General features: G+C 63.1%; 18 protein-coding genes. 8 read left to right on the top strand and 10 right to left on the bottom strand.

Annotated features, from left to right (window positions below):
• Positions 1-7 precede the first annotated feature (7 nt).
• Positions 8-895, top strand: coding sequence for a LysR family transcriptional regulator (locus HXS65_RS04010; RefSeq protein WP_176493169.1), 888 nt, complete (start codon positions 8-10; stop codon positions 893-895).
• Between the two features lie 179 nt (positions 896-1,074).
• Here HXS65_RS04010 and HXS65_RS04005 read toward each other — a convergent pair whose 3' ends face one another.
• Positions 1,075-1,425 carry a hypothetical protein gene (locus HXS65_RS04005; protein WP_176493168.1) on the bottom strand — a complete coding sequence of 117 codons (351 nt, stop codon included), beginning with the start codon at positions 1,423-1,425 and terminating at the stop codon, positions 1,075-1,077.
• Positions 1,426-1,808: 383 nt separating this feature from the next.
• The gene (locus HXS65_RS04000; RefSeq protein ID WP_176493167.1) at positions 1,809-2,156 is read right to left on the bottom strand and encodes a hypothetical protein; all 348 of its coding nucleotides are present in this window, start codon (positions 2,154-2,156) and stop codon (positions 1,809-1,811) included.
• 452 nt (positions 2,157-2,608) lie between these two features.
• Here HXS65_RS04000 and purU point away from each other — a divergent pair, with 452 nt between their 5' ends.
• The 7 genes from purU to HXS65_RS03965 all read left to right on the top strand — a co-directional run bounded on the left by purU (position 2,609) and on the right by HXS65_RS03965 (position 10,921).
• A complete protein-coding gene (gene purU, locus HXS65_RS03995) occupies positions 2,609-3,487 on the top strand; it encodes a formyltetrahydrofolate deformylase (RefSeq protein WP_176493166.1) in 879 nt (292 codons plus the stop codon).
• A 107-nt stretch (positions 3,488-3,594) separates the two neighbouring features.
• A complete protein-coding gene (folD, locus tag HXS65_RS03990; protein WP_176493165.1) occupies positions 3,595-4,542 on the top strand; it encodes a bifunctional methylenetetrahydrofolate dehydrogenase/methenyltetrahydrofolate cyclohydrolase FolD in 948 nt (315 codons plus the stop codon).
• 38 nt (positions 4,543-4,580) lie between these two features.
• Positions 4,581-5,822: an FAD-dependent oxidoreductase gene (locus HXS65_RS03985; RefSeq protein ID WP_084208837.1), complete on the top strand. Its 1,242-nt coding sequence runs from the start codon at positions 4,581-4,583 to the stop codon at positions 5,820-5,822.
• Between the two features lie 95 nt (positions 5,823-5,917).
• Positions 5,918-6,229, top strand: coding sequence for a sarcosine oxidase subunit delta (locus HXS65_RS03980; protein WP_054555966.1), 312 nt, complete (start codon positions 5,918-5,920; stop codon positions 6,227-6,229).
• The gene (locus HXS65_RS03975) at positions 6,226-9,234 is read left to right on the top strand and encodes a 2Fe-2S iron-sulfur cluster-binding protein (RefSeq protein WP_255304409.1); all 3,009 of its coding nucleotides are present in this window, start codon (positions 6,226-6,228) and stop codon (positions 9,232-9,234) included. Before HXS65_RS03980 ends, HXS65_RS03975 begins: the two co-directional genes overlap by 4 nt.
• A gap of 1 nt (position 9,235) precedes the next feature.
• Positions 9,236-9,937, top strand: a complete 702-nt coding sequence (locus HXS65_RS03970; protein WP_218015039.1) for a hypothetical protein — start codon at positions 9,236-9,238, stop codon at positions 9,935-9,937.
• 141 nt (positions 9,938-10,078) lie between these two features.
• Positions 10,079-10,921 carry an IclR family transcriptional regulator gene (locus tag HXS65_RS03965; protein WP_176493164.1) on the top strand — a complete coding sequence of 281 codons (843 nt, stop codon included), beginning with the start codon at positions 10,079-10,081 and terminating at the stop codon, positions 10,919-10,921.
• A gap of 216 nt (positions 10,922-11,137) precedes the next feature.
• On the opposite strand, the gene amt is transcribed toward HXS65_RS03965, so the two are convergent.
• From amt to glnT, 8 genes are all read right to left on the bottom strand, one after another.
• Positions 11,138-12,484: an ammonium transporter gene (gene amt, locus HXS65_RS03960; RefSeq protein ID WP_176493163.1), complete on the bottom strand. Its 1,347-nt coding sequence runs from the start codon at positions 12,482-12,484 to the stop codon at positions 11,138-11,140.
• Between the two features lie 146 nt (positions 12,485-12,630).
• Positions 12,631-13,686: a DUF3445 domain-containing protein gene (locus HXS65_RS03955; protein WP_176493162.1), complete on the bottom strand. Its 1,056-nt coding sequence runs from the start codon at positions 13,684-13,686 to the stop codon at positions 12,631-12,633.
• 39 nt (positions 13,687-13,725) lie between these two features.
• Entirely contained in the window at positions 13,726-14,670 is a 945-nt protein-coding gene (locus HXS65_RS03950; RefSeq protein WP_176493161.1) for a PDR/VanB family oxidoreductase, read from the bottom strand.
• Positions 14,655-15,341: a dimethylamine monooxygenase subunit DmmA family protein gene (locus tag HXS65_RS03945; RefSeq protein ID WP_176493160.1), complete on the bottom strand. Its 687-nt coding sequence runs from the start codon at positions 15,339-15,341 to the stop codon at positions 14,655-14,657. The genes HXS65_RS03950 and HXS65_RS03945 overlap by 16 nt, the downstream gene beginning before the upstream one ends.
• 687 nt (positions 15,342-16,028) lie before the next feature.
• Positions 16,029-17,369 carry an FMN-binding glutamate synthase family protein gene (locus tag HXS65_RS03940; RefSeq protein WP_176493159.1) on the bottom strand — a complete coding sequence of 447 codons (1,341 nt, stop codon included), beginning with the start codon at positions 17,367-17,369 and terminating at the stop codon, positions 16,029-16,031.
• Positions 17,370-17,383: 14 nt separating this feature from the next.
• Positions 17,384-18,070, bottom strand: coding sequence for a protein glxC (locus HXS65_RS03935; protein WP_255304408.1), 687 nt, complete (start codon positions 18,068-18,070; stop codon positions 17,384-17,386).
• Positions 18,070-18,987: a glutamine amidotransferase family protein gene (locus HXS65_RS03930; protein ID WP_136937971.1), complete on the bottom strand. Its 918-nt coding sequence runs from the start codon at positions 18,985-18,987 to the stop codon at positions 18,070-18,072. Before HXS65_RS03930 ends, HXS65_RS03935 begins: the two co-directional genes overlap by 1 nt.
• A 117-nt stretch (positions 18,988-19,104) precedes the next feature.
• Positions 19,105-20,439, bottom strand: coding sequence for a type III glutamate--ammonia ligase (gene glnT, locus HXS65_RS03925; RefSeq protein WP_176493158.1), 1,335 nt, complete (start codon positions 20,437-20,439; stop codon positions 19,105-19,107).
• Positions 20,440-20,545 lie beyond the last annotated feature (106 nt).

Below are 20,545 nucleotides of genomic sequence, written 5' to 3'. Positions count from 1 at the left end.
CCGCACAATGCTACTGGACAACATCGCGCTGTTTCTGACCATCGTCGAGAAAGGCAGCCTGACCGCCGCGGGGCGCGAGACGGGACTGTCGCCGACGACGGTATCGGAGCGTCTGGCTTCACTGGAGGCGCACTACGGGGTGGTGCTGCTCAACCGCACCACACGTGCCATCAGCCTGACCGAAGAGGGCCGCACGCTGATCGAAGAAGCCCGTGGTCTGCTCGACAGTGTCTCGGAGCTTGAGACCCGTATCCGCCTGGGTGCCCAGACACTCACCGGTCGAATTCGCATCAGCGCACCGAGCGATCTGGGTCGCAACGCCCTGTCTCGCGCCATCACCGAATTTCAGCGTCAGCACCCCACCATCGAGATAGAGCTGCTGCTGTCGGACAGTTACATCGATATCGTCAGTCAGGGGATCGATCTTGCGCTGCGTTTCGGCACCATCATGGACAGCACGCTGCGCGTGCGGCATCTGGGCCAGAAACGTCGCCTGCTGTGTGCCTCTCCCGCCTATCTGGCGCAGCACCCCGCACCGCTGACGCCGGCCGATCTCAAGCACCACAACTGTCTGGTGATGCGCTTTGGCAAGAGCCTCGACAATGAATGGCACTTCGGCAACCACAAGGTGCCACAGATCGTCACCGTCAGCGGCAATCGCATCGCCAATGATGGGGAGCTGGTGCGTCAATGGTGTCTGGAAGGGTTTGGTATCGCCCTGAAATCGGAAGTCGACGTGGCGGACGACTTGCGCGAGGGTCGCCTCGTGGAGCTGCTGCCGGAGCACGCTGCTCCGCCCTCACCGCTTCAGCTGCTGTTCCCGCCCGCCCGCGCTCAACCACGCCGCGTGCAGGCCTTCGCCCAGCATCTGGTCGAGACCTTTTCGGACCACTGATCTGCCAATGCCCGTCTCGGCTCGCCCATTCTCCTCATGACGTGCCGGGCAGAACGCACTTCCCGGCGAGAGGCGACTCCTGCGCGGCCTTGGGGATCCCCCCACGAAAAAGCCCCCGCCAGCCTGAGGCTGACGGGGACTGGGTGTCACATGACTCCCCCGAATCCAGGGGGATCAGATCACTTGAACTTGTCTTCGTAGCTGGACTTGGTGGACTTTGCAGAGCTGACCTTGTCACTCGCCTTGGTCTTGGCAGAGCTGACCTTGTCACTTGTCTTGGTCTTGGCAGAGCTGACCTTGTCACTTGTCTTGGTCTTGGCAGAGCTGGCCTTGTCACTTGCCTTGGTCTTGGCAGAGCTGGCCTTGTCACTTGCCTTGTGCTTGGCAGAGCTGACCTTGGAAGAGGCACTGTCAGTCCGGGAAGTCACCTTGGAACTGGCGTTGTCCTTGGCTGTGGTGTACTGGGACTTGGCACTGTCCTTCGCCGCATCAGTGTAGGAATTTGCCATTGCCACTGAGGAGCCAGCCATGCCCATTACCATGAGTGCTGCAATCGTCATCCTGCGCATCGTACCTACTCCTCTCTACTCGCGAATTGTCCCCTTCCTGACCTGAAGACCAGAGTCCAGGGAGACAGGGTGGTGGCACACTAACTCCTTGATATTTATGTTCGCAAGCCAGTCAGGCTCGCTTGACGAATGCTTGCATCTTGTCGAGGCGAGCGTATGAAACACGCGACGTCAGCGTCTGATGACGCACACCAGAGGCACATCGCCTGCCGCGCCAGACGGGCGCGGATCTCAAGGAGCGTGCCCGGCATGCAAAGACCCCCTGCAACCGGAGGCTTCAGGGGGTCTTGTCAACAGCGGGCAACTGCCCGACTCAAGCCGTGGCGAGCAAAAGCGTCATGCCATCAGTGGCGCTCGTTCTTGAGCACGTCAGCATAGTTCTTCTTCTGGTAGCGGGAATTGGTATCGCTCGCCTTGTTGCTCGCCTTGGACCTGGCATCGCTCGCTTTGGACCTGGCATTGCTCACCTTGGACTTGGCATCGTGAGCCTTGCTGGCAACGTGAGAGGACTTGTCAGCCACCTGCCCGGAAGCGGCCGCCTTGTGGGATTGAGCAGAGGTCCTGACGCTGTCCTTGTGCTGGGTGTACTGGGACTTGGCAGCGTGGCCATCATCAGCCGGGTTGCCGGCCATCGCCACGCTGGAACCGGCCATGCTGGCCACCATCAGTGCCGCGATCGTCAATGTGCGCATCGTGTCTACCTCATTGTCTTGCAGGAATACCGGCTCAAGAGGTCACACCTCAAGGCATACAATGAGTGCACACTAACGTGTTGATATTGCAGCCAGCAATTGCCCAACCGGGATATGACGATTCCTTTCACGTTGCTCGCAGGCTGTAGCCAACTCGAGACGAGCGTGTCTCATCAGGCACATGTCCCACCCTCGCCCGCCTCATGGCTTTACCCTACTCCGCGATCCGCCAAAGCGGTAAAAATTCATCAGTGAATCATTATCTTCATTTCATGGACACTAACACCGGTCGACGTGTCGATCAGGCTTGACCCAGCGCCAGAAAAACATTGTTATTTACTTGAGAAGAAAATTAAGTCACTGACAGGAAATAACCGAATTGAAACCACGTCAGTGAATGAAGTTCTTCATATCACAACAACAATGCCTTTCTGCCGACATCGGAGCCCAGAATGCCTCACGCGACCTGCACCTCAGACGATCACTTCATCCTCACCATCAGCTGCCCGGCGACGTCCGGCATCGTGGCGGCCATCACCACCTTCCTGACCACTCACGAGTGCTACATCAGTGAGCTGGCGCAGTACGATGATGAGGACAAGGGGCAGTTCTTCCTGCGCGCACGCTTCCGTTTCAACACGGGCATCGAAGGCGATATCGAGCGTATGCGTCAGGCCTTTGAAGATGTGGCGGCGCCCTTCGAGATGCAGTGGCAGATCCACGGTGGCAAGGACAAGATGCCGGTGCTGATCATGGTCTCCAAGTTCGACCATTGCCTGGATGATCTGCTCTACCACTATCGCAAGGGTGAGCTGGACATGCAGATCACCGCGGTCGTCTCCAACCACCTGGACCTGCGCCCGATGGTCGAGCGCGAAGGCATCCGCTTCGTCTACCTGCCGATCACCAAGGACACCAAGGCGCGCCAGGAAGCGGCCTTGATGGACATCGTCGAGGAAACCAGCACTCAACTGGTGGTACTGGCGCGCTACATGCAGATTCTCTCCGATGAGCTGTGCCAGAAGCTGGCCGGGCGCGCCATCAACATCCACCACTCCTTCCTGCCCGGCTTCAAGGGCGCCAAGCCCTACCACCAGGCACACGCCCGCGGGGTCAAGCTGATCGGTGCCACCGCCCACTACGTCACGGCAGACCTCGACGAAGGGCCGATCATCGATCAGGCCGTACAGCGGGTCGAGCACAACTTCGCTCCGGATGACCTGGTCGCCGCCGGCCGCAATACCGAGACCCAGGCGCTGACCAATGCCGTGCGCTATCACATCGAACACCGCGTCTTCCTCGCCAATGATCGCACCGTGATTTTCAAGTAAGGCGTCAAATAAGTCTTCAAACAAGGCGTCAAACAAGTCTTAAAGCAAGTCTTCAAGACAGACCACGCGTGAATCATCGGCCGTCACCCAAGGGAGGAAGCGCAGTCATGAATAGCCAAGCGACACCCACCGCGATCGCGGACGAGACACTCGCACAGCCCACCGCCGCCGTGATCGATGGCAAGGCCGCCTCGACGCGACTGCTGGAGGAAGTCACGGCAGAGGTCGCAAGCCTCGCGCAGCAAGGCGTGATACCGGGGCTTGCCGTCGTGCTGGTCGGCGAAGACCCGGCAAGTCAGGTCTACGTGCGCAACAAGCTCAAGCGTACCGTCGAGTGTGGCATGCAGTCCTTCGAGCACATCCTGCCCAGCGAGACCCGCGAGGCCGAGCTGCTGGCGCTGGTCGCCAGACTCAATGCCGACGCTGATGTGCACGGCATCCTCGTCCAGCTGCCGCTGCCGTCGCATATCCAGGAAGACGCGGTGCTGGAGGCCATCGACCCTGCCAAGGACGTCGACGGCTTCCATCGCATGAACGTCGGCGCACTGGTGCAGGGGGCCGATGCCCTGGCGCCCTGCACCCCCACCGGCTGCATGCGCCTGCTGCGTGACACCTTTGCCGAGCGCGGTGGGGATCTTTCTGGCCTGCATGCGGTGATCATCGGACGCTCCAACATCGTCGGCAAGCCGATGGCCAGCCTGCTGCTGGCCGCCAACTGCAGCGTCACCCAGCTGCACTCGCGCAGTCAGAATCCTGCCGCGCTCTGTCGTCAGGCCGATATCGTGGTGGCTGCGGTCGGGCGCCCGAACATGGTCAGCGCCGACTGGATCAAGCCCGGCGCCGTGGTCATCGATGTGGGCATCAATCGCATCGCGCAGTCCGCCGAGCAAAGCCCTACCGGCAAGGCGCGCACGCGCCTGGTCGGGGACGTGGACTTCGCTGCGGTCAGCAAGATCGCGGGTGCCATCACGCCTGTCCCGGGGGGCGTCGGCCCGATGACCATCGCCTGCCTGCTTGCCAACACCCTGACTGCCGCGCGTCGCCAGTCGGCCTGAACCACTAGAGGTACGCCTGCGCGTACCGGGAGTGAATGATGCCCTTTTCCCTGCTCAAGTACGGCCTGTCCTCCGAGTATCCGGCCGAAGTCGACCTCCCACCGCCCACGGAGCTGAAGTCCCGCTACGATGTGGTCATCATCGGCGGCGGCGGACACGGCCTGGCCACCGCCTACTATCTGGCCAAGTATCACGGCATCACCAATATCGCCGTGCTGGAAAAGGCCTACCTGGGCAGCGGCAACACCGCGCGCAACACCGCGGTGATTCGCTCCAACTATCTGACGCCGGAAGGCGTGCGCTTCTACAGCGAATCGGTGCGCATGTTCCAGGGACTGTCCAACGAGTTCGACTACAACATCATGTACTCGGAGCGTGGCCAGCTGACCCTCGCGCATACCGATTCCACCGTGCGGGCCTTCCGTCAGCGCGCCGAGGTCAACACCCACTTCGGTGGGCGCACCGAGATGCTGGATCGCCAGCAGATCCGCGAGCTGGTACCGAGCCTGAACCTGGACCCCGGCCACCTGCCGGTCATGGCGGGCCTGTGGCATATCGATGGTGCCACTGCGCGGCACGATGCCGTCGCCTGGGGATACGCCAAGGAGGCCGCCAAGCGCGGTGTCGAGATCCACCAGCTCACCGAGGTACAGGACCTCGTGGTCGAAGGCGGCAAGATCCGCGCGGTGAAGACCAATCGCGGCACCGTGCAATGTGGCTGCGTGGTGCAGGCGGTGGCCGGGCACAGCTCGGTGCTCGCCAGCAAGGCCGGCTTCACCATGCCCATCATCAGCTACCCGCTGCAGGCAATGGTCACCCAGCCGTTCAAGCCGTTTCTCGATCCGCTGGTCAGCTCCTCGGCCCTGCACTGCTACGTGCAGCAGACCAGCCGTGGCGAGGTGGTGTTCGGCGGTGGCTCCGACCCCTACCCGCTCTACAACACCCGCTCGACGCTGGACCTCAAGGAGAGCCTGATCGCCGCGGCGCTGGAGATGTTCCCCTTCCTGTCCCAGGCCCGCCTGATGCGCCAATGGGCAGGCACGACCGACATGACCCCGGACTACAGCCCGATCATGGGCGAAAGCCCCGTCGAGAATTACTACCTGGACGCCGGCTGGGGCACCTGGGGCTTCAAGGCGACGCCGATCTGCGGCAAGACCATGGCCGAACTAGTCGCCTCCGGCGGCAAGACCCCGGACCTGATCGCCCCCTTTGCGCTGGAACGCTTCGCGCGCTTCCGTCAGGTCAACGAGATGGGCGCGACTGCCGCCAGCCACTGATGCCTCGCGACGGCTCGACCTACAAGGCTCGATGACTGCCCGGGAATGCGCACCCCACGCTGGTTGTACAAGAACAACGGTCAAGGATTTCCGCGATGAAGATCATGCCCTGCCCACTCAATGGGCCCCGAAATATCAGCGAATTCGTGTATGGCGGCGAGCTTGCCGACATGCCAGACCCCGATACCTGCAGTGATCGCGAGTGGGCCGACTACGTCTTCTTCAGCGACAACACCGCCGGTGTCGTCACCGAATGGTGGATGCACGCCGCCTCCAGCTACTGGTTTCTCGCCGAGCGTCACACCGTGACCGACGAGATCCTGCGCACCTTCGATCCCTCCGAGCGCTTCACCCAGCGCGTGGAGTTTCCACTGCACACCACGGATAGCTCGGGAGAACGCGCATGAACGCCAGAGTCCCCATGACCCGAGGCGCACGTCTGCCAGCCCCGCTGGGCCGACTGATCGACCGTGACACGCCGGTGACCTTCAGCTTCGATGGTGTGAGCTATCAGGGCTTTGCCGGCGACACCATCGCCAGTGCCCTGGCCGCCAATGGCCGCTGGCTGCTGTCGCGCTCCTTCAAGTATCACCGCCCGCGTGGCGCCCTGACCTTCGCCGGCCAGGATGCCAACACCCTGGTGCAATTGCCGGATGAGCCCAACGTGCTGGGCGATGAGCGCCAGATCAGCAGCGGCTTGCAGGTCACAGCTCAGAACGTGAATGGCAGCCTGGACAATGACCGCGACATGCGACTGGGCAAGTTCTCGAAATTCATGCCAGTGGGCTTCTATTACCGCGCCTTCTACAAGCCCAAGGGCGTCTGGAAGTACTGGGAGCCGCTGATTCGCCGCAAGGCCGGGCTCGGGACCCTGAATCTGGACGTGCGCGGCCACTATCACGACAAGGCCTATCTGTTCCACGACGTGGTGGTGGTGGGCGCCGGCCCGGCCGGCATGACGGCGGCGCTTGGGGCTGCCGAGGGTGGCGCCAACGTGCTGCTGGTCGAACAGGGCCGTCTGCTCGGCGGCGCCTTGACCTATGCGCGCTTCGACGCCGAAGGCCATGAGGCCAACCAGACACTGCAGACGCTGAGCGCGGCCGTCACGGCGCATCCGCGCATCGACGTGATGACCGAAGCGACCTGCAATGCCTGGTTCACCGACAACTACCTGCCGGTGATCCGCGGCAAGCGCCTCTACAAGGTGCGCGCCAAGGAATGCATTCTCGCCAGCGGCGCCTTCGATCAACCGGTGGTATTTCGCAACAACGACCTGCCGGGCATCATGCTCGCCAGTGCCGCCCAGCGCCTGATGCAGCACTATGGCGTGTTGCCGGGCAAGCAAGGGGTGGTGATCACCGGCAGCGATGATGGCTATCTGGCGGCACTGGACCTGATGGAGCACGGCGTCAACATCGTCGCGCTGCTCGACATGCGCGCCCAGCCCGATGAGGCAAGCCTTGCCGATGCGGTGCGCCACTGCGGCATCGCCCTGAAGCTCGAGCACGCCATCTTCGAGGCGCAGGCGGAGAAGTCGCTGCATCACGTCACGGGCGTCGAGGTACGCAAGATCATCGCGCGCGGCGAACTGGCCACCGAGGGAGAGGTGATCCCCTGTGATCTGGTCTGCATGACGGCGGGCTACATGCCGGTCTATCAGCTGGCCTGCCAGGCGGGTGCCAAGCTCTCCTATCTGGATGATGATGCACGCTTCAGCCTCAGCGGCCTGCCGGCACACCTGCACATGGCAGGCTCCGCCAATGGCCTCTATCACCTCAAGGACGTGATCGCCGATGGTCAGCGTGCCGCGAGCGCCGCCCTGAACGGGCTTGCCGCGGCAGGCAAGATCGTGGATGCCACGCTTGAGGCGAATGAGACGGCGGCCGTCACGCCGTCACGCCCCTTCCGTCAGCATGGCTGGCCGCTGTTCGCGCACCCCAAGGGCAAGGAGTTCGTTGATCTGGACGAAGACCTGCAGATTCGCGACATCCTCAATGCCACCCGCCATGGCTATCGCGACATCCAGCTGGTCAAGCGCTTCTCGACACTGGGCATGGGTCCGTCCCAGGGCCGTCACTCGGCACTGCCGGCCGCGCGTCTGGTCGCGGAGGCCACACAGCGCAGCGTCAGCGAGACCGGCGTGACCACCGCGCGCCCGCCCTTCGTGGCCGAACCGCTGCCGCTGCTGGCCGGTCGCAGTTTCGACCCCTACCGCCAGACACCGATGCATCAGCGCCATCTGGCTCTCGGTGCCAGCATGATGCCGGCCGGCCACTGGGCGCGCCCGGCCTTCTATGGCCGCCCCGAGCAGCGCAATGACGCCATGCAGACCGAGGCGCTGGCCGTGCGCAATGGCGTGGGCCTGATCGATGTCTCGACCCTCGGTGGCATCGAGCTGCGCGGGCCGGATGCCGCCGAGCTGCTCAACCGCCTCTACACCTTCGCCTTCCTCAAGCAGCCGGTGGGTCGCACGCGCTACGCCACCATGGCCAACGAGCAAGGCGTGATCATCGACGATGGCGTCTCGTGCCGCCTCGGTGAGGAACACTTCTATGTCACCGCCACCACCAGCGGCGTGGACCGGGTCTACCAGCAGATGCTGAAGTGGAATGCCCAGTGGCGACTCGATGTCGATATCACCAACGTCACCGCCGCTTACTGCGCCGTCAATCTGGCCGGGCCCAAGGCCCGCGAGGTGCTGAGCAAGGTGTGCCGCGACATCGACCTGAGCCCCCAGGCCTTCCCCTATCTGGAGCTGCGCACCGGCCATCTCGAGACCGAGCTGCTGGGCACGCAGGGCAGGATTCCCGCCCGCCTGCTGCGGGTCGGCTTCGTCGGTGAACTGGGCTACGAGATCCACGTGCCGAGCCGTTTCGGCGAAGCGCTGTGGGACCTGCTGATGCTGGCAGGCGAGCAGGCCGACATCCGCCCCTTCGGCGTCGAGGCCCAGCGTCTGCTGCGTCTCGAAAAAGGTCACATCATCATCGGTCAGGATACCGATGGCATGAGCCATCCCGGCGAGATCGGCCTTGAGTGGGCAGTCAGCCACAAGAAGCCCTTCTGTGTCGGCCGTCGTGCGATCGAGATTCTTGCCGCCCAGCCCCAGACCCGCAAGCTGGTCGGCTTCATGCTGCCCAAGGACAGCCCGCAACCGCTGGAAGGTCAGCTGGTGCTCAGCGGCGGGGAGCAGAGCGCCGACGCCGCCAAACCCGGTGGCGACATCACCGGCAACGTGACCTCGTGTGAATACAGCGCGACGCTGGGTGCCATCATCGGCCTGGCCTACGCCGGAATCGACAGCAGTACGCCCGGCAGCAAGATTACCATCCGCACCCAGGGCGACGTACTGGTCCAGGCCGAGGTCGTGGCATTGCCCTTCTTTGATCCCAAGTCTGCCCGCCAGGAGCTGTGAAATGACGACATCAATGACGGACCACCTGGATGGCGCCACGGCGTTGGCGCGCTGTGCACTGCCGGCAAGCCTCACCGGCGCGTCGACAACCGACGCATCAAGTGATTCGGTGACGGCAACCGTTCTCAGCCACTGTGCGCTCGCCGACATGAGCGCCCTGGGACGCGCAGGCGTTCGCGGCCGCGAGGCCGCCGACTGGCTGGCCTCGCTGGGCTTCACGGTGCCGGATACGCCCAATACGGCAAGGCTCCAGACGGATGGCAGCTGGCTGGTCAGGCTGTCAGTGGGCGAGTTTCTGCAACTGACGCCGGCCATCACCCCCGATGCGGGCGTGGCCGAGCTGCCGCTCATCGCGCAGGCGGATGACGCACTGTCCCAGGGCAGGCGCGTGCATTCCCTCCCACGGCGGGATTCCCACGCCTGGTTCAGCCTGAGTGGCAGCAGCGTACCGACGCTGATGGCCAAGCTGTGCGGGGTGGATCTGCGCAGTGAGGCCTTCCCGCCCGGGAGCGTCGCCCAGACGTCAGTGGCACGCACCAACGCGATCATCGTCAACGTGGGAAGCCATCCGTGCCCCTGCTTCCACCTGCTGTTCGACATCGCCTCCAGCCACTATCTGTGGGGCGTCATGCTCGATGCCATGCGCGAATACTCGGGGCAGACCGTGACAGCCGCTGCCCTGCTGGCCCATCATCACGGCTAGCGATTGCGACGCAACCTTGGCATCCGCTCGCGCATGCCTCTCACGTTGTCACCCGCTCCCCGTCGTTGTCTGACTTCCAGGCAGCGACGGGGAGACTGCGTTTCACCTACGGCTCGCCATACGCAGCAAAAGGAACCAGGTATGCCCGATTCCCACGCCTCGCTCCCTTCCGGGCAGGATGTCGTGACCGATGACCCATCGCTCTCGACCGCGCCTGCTCGCGAGAATGATTACACCGTGCCGGCGCTGTTTCGCGGGCTGAGAATCCTCGAGATGTTCAGCAGCAGGCGCAAGGTGCTGACCACCAATGACTTCGCCGAGGAACTGGGCACCACCAATTCGGCCATCTATCGTATCGTCATCACCCTCACTGACATGGGCTATCTCAAGAAGATCGCTCGCAACACCTATGAACTGGGGCCACAGGTCATCTCGCTGGGCTTCAGCTATCTGGCCAGTCGTGACCTGGTCGAGGTGGTGGCACCCCACCTGGACACCCTGCGCGATCAGACCACCATGTCATGTCACCTGAGCGTGCGTGAGGGCACGGATGCCATCTATCTCTACCGCGCCTTCGCCGCACAGCGCATGTCGGTCAACATCCCCATCGGCTCCCGTCTGCCGTGTCATGTCAGCGCCATGGGGCGCATCCTGCTCACGGTGCTGGGCGAGGATGAACTGCAGCAGCTCTACCGCCAGATCCGCCTGGATGACTACCCACCGCCGGCGCCCCAGAACCTGCCGGCCTTGAAGGATGCCATCGAGGAAGCTCGCCGCCAGGGATGGGTGGAAAGTCGCTCGGACTACGCCACCGCCATCGCCACGGGGCTTTATGACCACACCGGCCTTCTGGTGGGCGCCATCAATATCTCGGGCCCCGATGCGATGATGGCCGACGAGCGCCGGCGCCTGCTGTTGCGCGGCGCGCTGATGGACTGCGCCCGCCATATCAATCATGAGCTGGGGGGACTGCACCGCCGCTGACAGGCAGTTTCCGTCTGGTCGCTGCTTGTTCTCCCGGGACGTCCATCATCCCTCTTGTTTCCCTCTTGTTTCCCCCTCCTTTCCCTATCCCTTGCCCACCCTTTCCCCTTACGCTCCCCCTGGAACACGAGAAGGCCCGCCAATTGGCGGGCCTTCTCGTATCACACGCTGACAGGACTCACCTCACTCGGGGAATCCAGCACTTGGGGGGCAGACTCAACGCGCCGCCCCCTTGAGCACCGCAGCCGGAACTGCAGCGCTCGCCTTGCCGGCATGCCCGGACGCAGTGCCTTCTCCCTGTGACGGGGAGGACATGTTCACGAATTCCGGGTAGGCCCCCATGCCACATTCGTGCATGTCCATGCCTTCCAGTTCCTCTTCCTCGCTGACACGCAGGCCACCGCAGACCTTCTTGATCACCAGCAGCGCCACCAAGCTTGCGCCGAACATCCAGGCGAAGATGATCAGCGTGCCCAGGATCTGGGTGCCGAAGGCCGCATCCGGATTGGAGAACAGCACCGCCATGATGCCCCACAGGCCTGCGGAACCATGCACGGAAATCGCACCGACCGGGTCATCGATCTTGAGACGGTCCAGTCCCACCACCGACAGCACCACGATGATGCCGCCTACCGCACCGACCAGCACCGCAAGGCCGGCAGACGGCAGCAGCGGTTCCGCGGTGATCGAGACCAGACCGGCCAGGGCACCGTTCATCACCATGGTCATGTCGGTCTTGCCGAACATGGCGCGTGACAGCAGTGCCGCGGCCACCATCCCTGCCGAGGCCGCGGCATTGGTGTTGACGAAGATACGCGCCACGCTGTTGGCATCATCGAGACTGGCGATCTTGAGCATCGAGCCGCCATTGAAACCGAACCAGCCCATCCACAGAATGAACATGCCCAGCATGGCGATCGGCAGATTGGCACCCGGGATGGCACGTACCTTGCCGTCCGCGCCATAGCGCCCCTTGCGCGGACCGACCAGCAGCACCGCCGCCAATGCCGCCGCCGCGCCCGCCATGTGCACGACCACCGAGCCTGCGAAGTCCTGATAGCCCATCGCATCCAGGAAACCGCCGCCCCACTTCCAGTAGCCTTCCACCGGATAGATGACCGCGACCATCACCACCGCGAAGATCAGAAACGGCCACAGGCGCATGCGTTCCGCCACGGCCCCCGAGACGATGGACATGGTCGCGGCGGCAAACACCGCCTGGAAGATGAAGTCCGCCATGCTGGAGTAATAGGCCGCCCCTTCGCCAGCACTGATGTCGCTGAGGGTATTGTCAGCGCCGAGCATGAACGACAGCCCCGGAATCACGCTGCTGATGGCGTTGTCACCGGGATACATCACGTTGTAGCCCACCACCAGGAACACCAGACAGGCGATGCCGTAGAGCAGCGCATTCTTGGTCAGGATCTCGACGGTATTCTTGGAGCGCACCAGCCCGGATTCCAGCATCGCGAAGCCGCAGGCCATGAACATGACCAGCGCGGTACACATCAGGAAGTAGAACGTATCCAGCGCGTAGCTGAGTTGCAGCACATCAATATTCACCAGCGTTTCCCCTTTGTTGTTATCCGCAAGCGCTGTGGTCAGTGGCTTGCGATCCATTCCCTATCACGCCCTCGGCGCCGAGAGCGGTTTGCCGAGAGCTCTTTATCAGGAGCTGTCTGCCAAAAGCAGCTTGCCGAGAGCGTGGTCTAGACCGCTGCCTGCGCCGGTGCTTCGGCCTTGGCCGCAACGCTTGCCTCGCGGGCTTCCAGCCACTCGAGCACGCTGGGCAGATAGCGCGTCAGCCCCTTGTAGTCGATCAGCTCTGCCGGCAGGGTCTTGAGCACCTTCAGCAGACGCGTCTGCCAGACCGGGTTGGTACACAGGTCCTCGAGGCTGATCAGATAGGTGCGGATACCGAAAAACAGCGCATGACTGCGCGGCATGCGCACCAGCGTCTGCAGCTCGACGCGCAGATGCACATCACGACCGGCGTTTTCGGCGGTGATGGTGGTGCGATCACTGCCCCACTCGGCATAGGTCTCCGGGGAGCTGTCCATGCGCGGATGGATGGTCATGGTCCAGTTGAGGCGTCGCACCGGCCCGCCGACCTGGATGGCGCACAGGTATTTGAGCGCGCGATCGAACACGCCCATCTCATGCGCCAGCGGCACCGGGCCATGCCACTGCTTGAAGCTCATGCCGGCATCGAAGGCCAGTGACCAGTCCGCCGGACAGGTGATCATGCCGGCGTCCATGAAGAGGTCACCGTCGCGCTGGTCGAGCAGCGCGATATCGCCCTGCATCTGCCGACCGATATAGTCCAGTGGCGGCAGTGGCAGGCTGGTGTCATCGCCCATGCAAAAGGCCTGCTCCAGCCCCAGCAGATGGTTGCGCCACACGCAGTCATCGCCCTCGCGCTCGAAACTGAAGGCCTGCGGATAGTCCCGGGCGTAGTGCGTCATCACGAATTCGAGAAAGTCCCAGGCTGCCGGCTGCATGTGTGGCATCACCAGGCAGCGTCTGGGGTCCTTGGCCAGCACCCGCTCACGCTCGGCGATCTCGCTCAGGTAGTGCTCATCGATATCCAGCATGTGCTCGGTGATGGAGCCCGGCTTGCCCGGCAAGACATGCGGCTCGATATTGACCGAGTAACGGTACTCATCTTCCGGGAACGGGAAGGGAAAACGCTGGATGGCGTAGTCGGAATTCTTGAAGGTGAACTGACCATGGAACGCCTGGTCATCTCGCGGGGAAAATTGCATGTTCCTGCTCCTTGGGGGTCCATCTCGCGAAAGACGGTTTCAGAGATCCAGCACCAGCCGCTGGCTGCGTGCCCGGGAAACGCAGGGCATCACGCAGCGCTGACTGGCCCGCTCCTGTTCATCGAGGAAGGCATCACGGTGCTCCGCCTCCCCCTCCAGCATCTCGACCCGACACTGTCCGCAGACGCCGCCACGACACAGGCTTGTCACCTCGACACCGCTGCGCTCCAGCGCTTCCAGCAGGGATTCCTGGGCACCGACCGCCACTTCCACGCCGCTGCCACGCGCCACGGCCGTGAAGGGGGTCCCCGGTTCCGGGGCGGCAAAGACCTCGTGATGAATGCGCGCGAGACTCCAGTGCAGCTCGCGCGCCGCGTCCTTCACGGCATCGATCATGGCCTGCGGGCCGCAGAGGTAGACGTGCGTGCCGGCGGGCTGACGCGCCAGCAGGGCCTTCAGATTCGGACGCTCGAGACGGTGCTGGGTGATGTTGCCACTCGCCAGATAGGGCGCGGCCTCCGGGAAGCGGGCGACGTCGAGGTCCTGGCTGCGCAGGTGCAGCTCCCAGCTGGCGCCACGACTCTCCAGCTCCGGCAGGTAGGAGAGAAACGGCGTGATGCCGATGCCGCCTGCCAGCATCAGGTGGTGACGCGCCTGCCAGTGCGGCAGAAACAGGTTGGCCGGCGGGCTGAGCTCCAGCTCGTCGCCGACCTGCACGCGTGAATGGATGGCTTCGGAGCCCCCACGCGAGATCGGCTGACGACGCACCGCGATGCAGTACTGCGAGGGATCATCCGGCGGGCTGATCAATGAATAGGCGTTGCGACACACCCGCCCTTCTCCTGGAATGCCCAGCACCACATGACTGCCCGGTGAGAACGGCGTGAAGGGTGAGGCCTCATCGGCAGGCACCAGAGTGAGACGGCGCACGCTGCTGCTGAGCTGATCGACCGCGGCGACCCGCGCCTTCATGAAGCGAGACATGGTGCCACCTCCTCCTGTGGGGGAATCTCTCCCGGGGCTTCCGCATCGATTCGCACGCCCATGTAGGCGCCGAGACGCTTGGAAAAATGATCACGCACTTCCAGCATCAAACCACAGCCATCACAGGCCGCCGGTGAGTGGATGACGTGCTCACTGACCTGCTGACAGTGCACGCAGAACACATGCCGCCCCAGGGCAGCCACCGGCAGCATCACCATGTCATCCAGCAACAGACCCTGCTGCTGAGCCAGATTGGCGACCTGCCACACGAAATGCTCACTGCCGATGATGACCAGACACCCCGCGACACCGATCTCGCTGATGGCGCCGACCAGTGCGTCGCAGGCCTTCGGGCGGTCATCGACGTCGTACCAGCGATGCAGGCGGGCGCTGTCGGCGGGCCCCGTGGGTAACGCCTCTGTTGCCGGAGCGGATTGCACGGCGTCTCCCACCTCGCGGCTACCGAGCTGCCCCAGCAGCGTACTGATCAGCTGACAATGCATCTGCAGTTGCTGACGGGCGTTGCCCGCCGCCTCTCCAGTGCCTGGTAGGCTCTCGGGAGACTGACAGGCCACCAGATACCGTTGGGCATCGGGCAGCGCCTCGATGCGTGGATAGTGTTGCCGACTTCGAATCCCGGCAGTGACAGAGGATGATTGCGGGCTTTTCATGACACGACCCTGCTCTGAGAAATTGTCCTTGTTGTAATGCCGCCGTCTTGACGATGACGTGCATCCGACTACCACTCCATTTCTTGAGCATATTTCGTGCCATTGACGGCAAAATCATTACCCCGAATGCCCGGCAAAATCGTCTGAAAACCCCATTTCACATATGAACAATCAATAGAGGTATTCACGCACCAAAACAGAACACAAAGCTCATGAATATCGGCTTGCATTCACCATTATTGCCCTGACCCAACCTGACCTCATAAGCCAATCTCTACGCCTGACATATTTCTCATTTAATGTCTTCAAGATGCTGAAAGAATGGAAAAACTTTATCTTGGGAGAATCACGATCTCACAATCGACACGACACTACGCGCTTCTCCACCGTCAGCATTCTGATGCACTTTCGCTTGCATGATATTGGCCTTTTTCCTTGATTGTACTCACCACCAAAGAAAGCGCCTCACCGAAGGGTGAGGCGCTTTGATAACTCAATATCGTCAGGTCATATTTTTCTACATCAACCGGAGCAGAGTTCTTGTCATTGCGACATTTTGCCTGGACAACATTGCGGCGATCTTGCTGACAAAAGGCTTCGCAGCTTTGCCATGACAATCATGCGCAATGGCAGCCATGCACGATCGCTCTCATGCGCAATGGCACACGCACGATAGAGATCGTGCCATCAGTAACCGCCCTGGCCCGGCACCCAGTTGGTGCCCGCCAACGGAACACGTGCCATGGCGGCCGCTTCCACATTCAGGGCGACCAGATCTTCCGGCTCCAGATGATGCAGGTGTGACTTGCCACAGGCACGTGCCAGGGTCTGGGCTTCCAGCGTCAGCACGCGCAGGTAGTTGGCCAGACGCTTGCCGGCCGCGACCGGGTCCAGTCGCTGGCTCAGCTCCGGGTCCTGGGTGGAGATACCGGCCGGACACTTGCCATCCTGGAAATCGTCATAGAAACCGGCGGCGGACCCCAGCTTCTGATACTCCTCGGCGTAACGCGGATGGTTGTCGCCCAGCGCGATCAAGGCGGCGGTACCGATGGCCACGGCGTCGGCACCCAGCGCGATCGCCTTGGCGACATCGGCGCCGTTGCGAATCCCGCCGGAGACGATCAGCTGCACTTCACGATGCAGGCCCATTTCCTGCAGTGCCTGAGTGGCCTGGGGGATGGCGGCCATGGTCGGAATGCCGACATGCTCGATGAAGACATCCTGGGTGGCGGCGGTGCCGCCCTGCATGCCATCCAGCACGATGACATCCGCGCCCGCCTTCACCGCCAGCTTGACGTCGTAGTAGGTGCGGGTCGCGCCGATCTTGACGTAGATCGGCACCTGCCAGTCGGTGATCTCGCGCAGCTCGGCAATCTTGATCGCCAGGTCATCCGGGCCGGTCCAGTCCGGGTGGCGACAGGCGCTGCGCTGGTCGATGCCCTGCGGCAGAGTGCGCATGCCCGCGACTCGCTCGGAAATCTTCTGCCCCAGCAGCATGCCGCCACCACCGGGCTTGGCGCCCTGCCCGAGCACGACTTCGATGGCATCGGCCTTGCGCAGGTCATCCGGGTTCATGCCGTAGCGCGACGGCAAGTACTGATAGACGAGGCGCGAGGACTGGCCGCGCTCTTCCGGGGTCATGCCGCCATCGCCGGTGGTGGTGGAGGTGCCGATTTCCGAGGCACCACGCCCCAGCGCTTCCTTGGCCTGGGCGGACAGGGCACCGAAGCTCATGCCGGCGATGGTCACCGGCGTGCTGATCACCACCGGCTTCTTGCCATGGCGCGTGCCAAGCACGACTTCGGTCTCGCACTTCTCGCGATAGCCTTCCAGCGGGTAGCGCGACATGCTGGCGCCGAGGAACAGCAGGTCGTCGAAATGCGGCACCTTGCGCTTGGCGCCCCAGCCACGGATATCGTAGATCCCTGTTTCCGCCGCGCGCTGGATCTCGTGGATGACATCGCGGCCGAAGGTCGCGGATTCGCGCAGTGCCGGGTTGTAGGGCTGTGTTTGAGTCTCGTCGGTCATGTTGGGCATCCTGATCAGTAGGCTGAGGCGTTGTCGACCTTGAAGTGATAGAGCTGACGCGCAGATCCGTAGCGCGTGAAGCTGGCCGGGTCTTCATCGATACCGGCACTTGCCAGCAGCTCCGCCAGTTCTTCCAGGTGCTCGGCACGCATGTCCTTGGCGATGCAGTCCGCGCCCAGCGATGCGACCGTGCCCTTCACGTAGAGTCGCGCTTCATAGAGCGAATCGCCGAGGCCTTCACCGGCGTCGCCGCAGACCACCATGCGTCCCGCCTGGCCCATGAAGGCACTCATGGCCCCGATGTTGCCCTTGACGACGATATCCACGCCCTTCATCGAGATGCCGCAGCGCGCCGAGGCATTGCCTTCGATGATCAGCAGGCCGCCGTGGGCGGTCGCGCCCGCGGACTGGGAGGCATCGCCCTTGACCCGCACGCAGCCGGACATCATGTTTTCCGCCACCCCGACCCCGGTGTTGCCGTGGATGGTGACGCTGGCCTTCTGATTCATGCCCGCGCAGTAGTAGCCCGCGTGGCCATCGATATCGACACTGATGTCGTCATTGATGCCGCAGGCGATGTTGTGGGCGCCGTCGGAATTGACCACTCGCCACTCACGCGCGTCCTTCAGGATGTCGGCATCGTGCAGGGCCTGGTTCAATTCGCGAAGCCCATCAACGGCCAGATCGTGAGTCTTCATCATTACGCGGCCTCCGAACGGGCGGTGTCTTTTTCCCACAGGTACAGGCGGCCGGGTTCCGGCTCCCACACGCGGGCATCCTTGATGCCCGGCAGACTGGCCAGGGCACGGTATTCCGAGGCCATGGCCACGTAGTCATCGGTCTCGGCGATCACGGCAGGCTTGCAGGCGATCGGGTCACGCACCACGGCGAAGCCATCACGGGTGCCGATGGTGAAGGTGAAGAAGCCATCAAGGTCCTTCAGGGCGCCGGTGATCGCGGCTTCCAGGCTGTCGCCCTGCTCCAGACGCCAGGTCAGATAGCCAGCGGCGACTTCGGAATCGTTGTCGGTCTCGAAGCTGATGCCCTCACGCTTGAGCTTGGTGCGCAGCCAGTTGTGGTTGGACAGCGAGCCATTGTGGACCAGGCACAGGTCACGCCCGGTGGAGAACGGGTGGCTGCCCTGCAGGGTCACGGCGCTTTCGGTCGCCATGCGGGTATGGCCGATGATGTGACTGCCCTGCATGCCCTTGAGACCATAGAGGCTGGCGATATGGGCCGGCAGGCCCACCGCCTTGAGGATCTCGATGCTCTGCCCCACGCTCAATACGCGAATCTGCGGGGCACTGTCGGCAAGCCAGCTGCGCACGGCACTCTCTTCCCCGGCGATCTTGAATACCGCGACACTGGCATTGCTGAACCAGTCCGCCACCGTGCCGACCTGCTCGCCCAGGCCCTTGGCGATCGCGTCCCAATCCTCATCGACACCATCGCTCTGCAGCGTCAGCTTGATGCCAGCGTCAAATTCGTCGCCATAGATGGCGAAGCCAGCGCTGTCCGGGCCGCGATCGGTCATCGCGATCAACATCGGCTCGAACAGCTCCCCCAGGCGCGATTCCAGCGCCGGGTTCTTGAGATAAAGCCCTACGATTCCACACATGGTGATGTCCTCTCACGGGCAGGAGGCGTCTCCTGCCTGATGTCTTGAGCGTGGTGGTGACAGTGGCGACCCTCGTCTGACATGACCCGCGAGATCCGCGAGCGCCGCCGGATGAGATCAGAAGAATTCGGCGTAGCGCTGGACTTCCCAGGCACTGACCTGCGCGTTGTAATCCAGCCATTCCTCGCGCTTGAGGCGCATGAACTCGGCGCAGATCCCCTCGCCCAGGCTCTCGCGCAGAATGCTGTCCGCCTCGAGCGCATCGATGGCCAGGGCCAGATTCTGCGGCAGCTTCTCGATGCCCTTCTCGGCGCATTCGCTCGGGGTCAGCGAGTAGAGATTGATGTTGTGGGGCGTGCCCGGGTCCAGCTTGCGCGCCACGCCATCCAGCCCCGCCGCGATGATGGCGGCGTGCACGAGATAGGGGTTGCAGCCGGCGTCCGGCAGGCGGAACTCGAGGCGACCGTAGGGCACACGCACCATGGCCGAGCGGTTGTTGTCACCGTAGGCGATGAAGACCGGCGCCCAGGTCGCGCCGCTGGTGCTGCCGCCGCCGACCAGACGCTTGTAGGAATTGACGGTCGGCGCGGCAAAGGCACACAGCGCCGGGGCATGCGCCAGCAGACCGCCGAGGAAGTGATACGCCAGCGGCGACAGGCCCATGCCCTGGGAATCGGAGTCATCGCCGAACAGGTTGCGGCCGGTGTCATCACACACGGACAGGTGGAAGTGCATGCCGTTGCCCGGGCGGTCCGCCAGGGGCTTGGGCATGAAGGAGCACACCATGCCCAGGTCATTGGCGATCTCGCCGGCGGCCATGCGCACGAAGGTGAAGCGGTCTGCCGAGGTCAGCGCATCGCTGTAGGTGTAATTGATCTCGAACTGGCCGTTGGCGTCCTCGTGATCGATCTGATAGACGTCGAAGTCCACCGCCTGCAGCGATTCGACCAGACGCTCGAGGAATTCACGCGAACGTGACAGGCCCTTGTAGTCGTAGCAGGGCTTGGCGAGGGTATCGCTCTCATCCACCGGCAACAGCTCACCCGCTTCCCCCCGGCGGAACAGTGAGAATTCCGGCTCCAGCCCGCTATTGAGTGTCCAGCCCTTCTCCTTCATGCGCTCCAGCTGCTTGAGCAGTACCACACGGCTGTCGTTGGCGAACGGTTGCCCATTGACGTAGCCATCACAGGCCAAGCGCGCATAGCCCGGCTGCCACGGCACCAGGCACAGCGAGTCCAGATCGCCACGCGCCATGAAGTCCGGCCCCTCCGGCGACATGCCGAGACCACTGACGGCGAAGCCGGCAAAGCCGGCGCCCTTCTCGACCACATCCATCAGGCAATTGGCCGGCACGGACTTGGTCTTGGCAGCGCCATGAATATCCACGAACTGCGCCAGCAAGTAGCGAATATCGTGATCCTTGATGAACTGTTGCGCCTTTTCGGGTGACATCTGGGTTTCCTCTGAGAGCGGACCGGGTTCCATCTCCCTCGACACTGTCTGCCACCCCGGGAAACCTGACCCCTTGTGGTGACACGCCACGCCAAGATAGCGGATG

Origin of the sequence: Cobetia sp. 5-25-4-2, from assembly GCF_013374075.1 — a bacterium.
GTDB lineage: Bacteria > Pseudomonadota > Gammaproteobacteria > Pseudomonadales > Halomonadaceae > Cobetia > Cobetia marina.
This window is presented reverse-complemented; position numbering and strand designations above follow the sequence as displayed.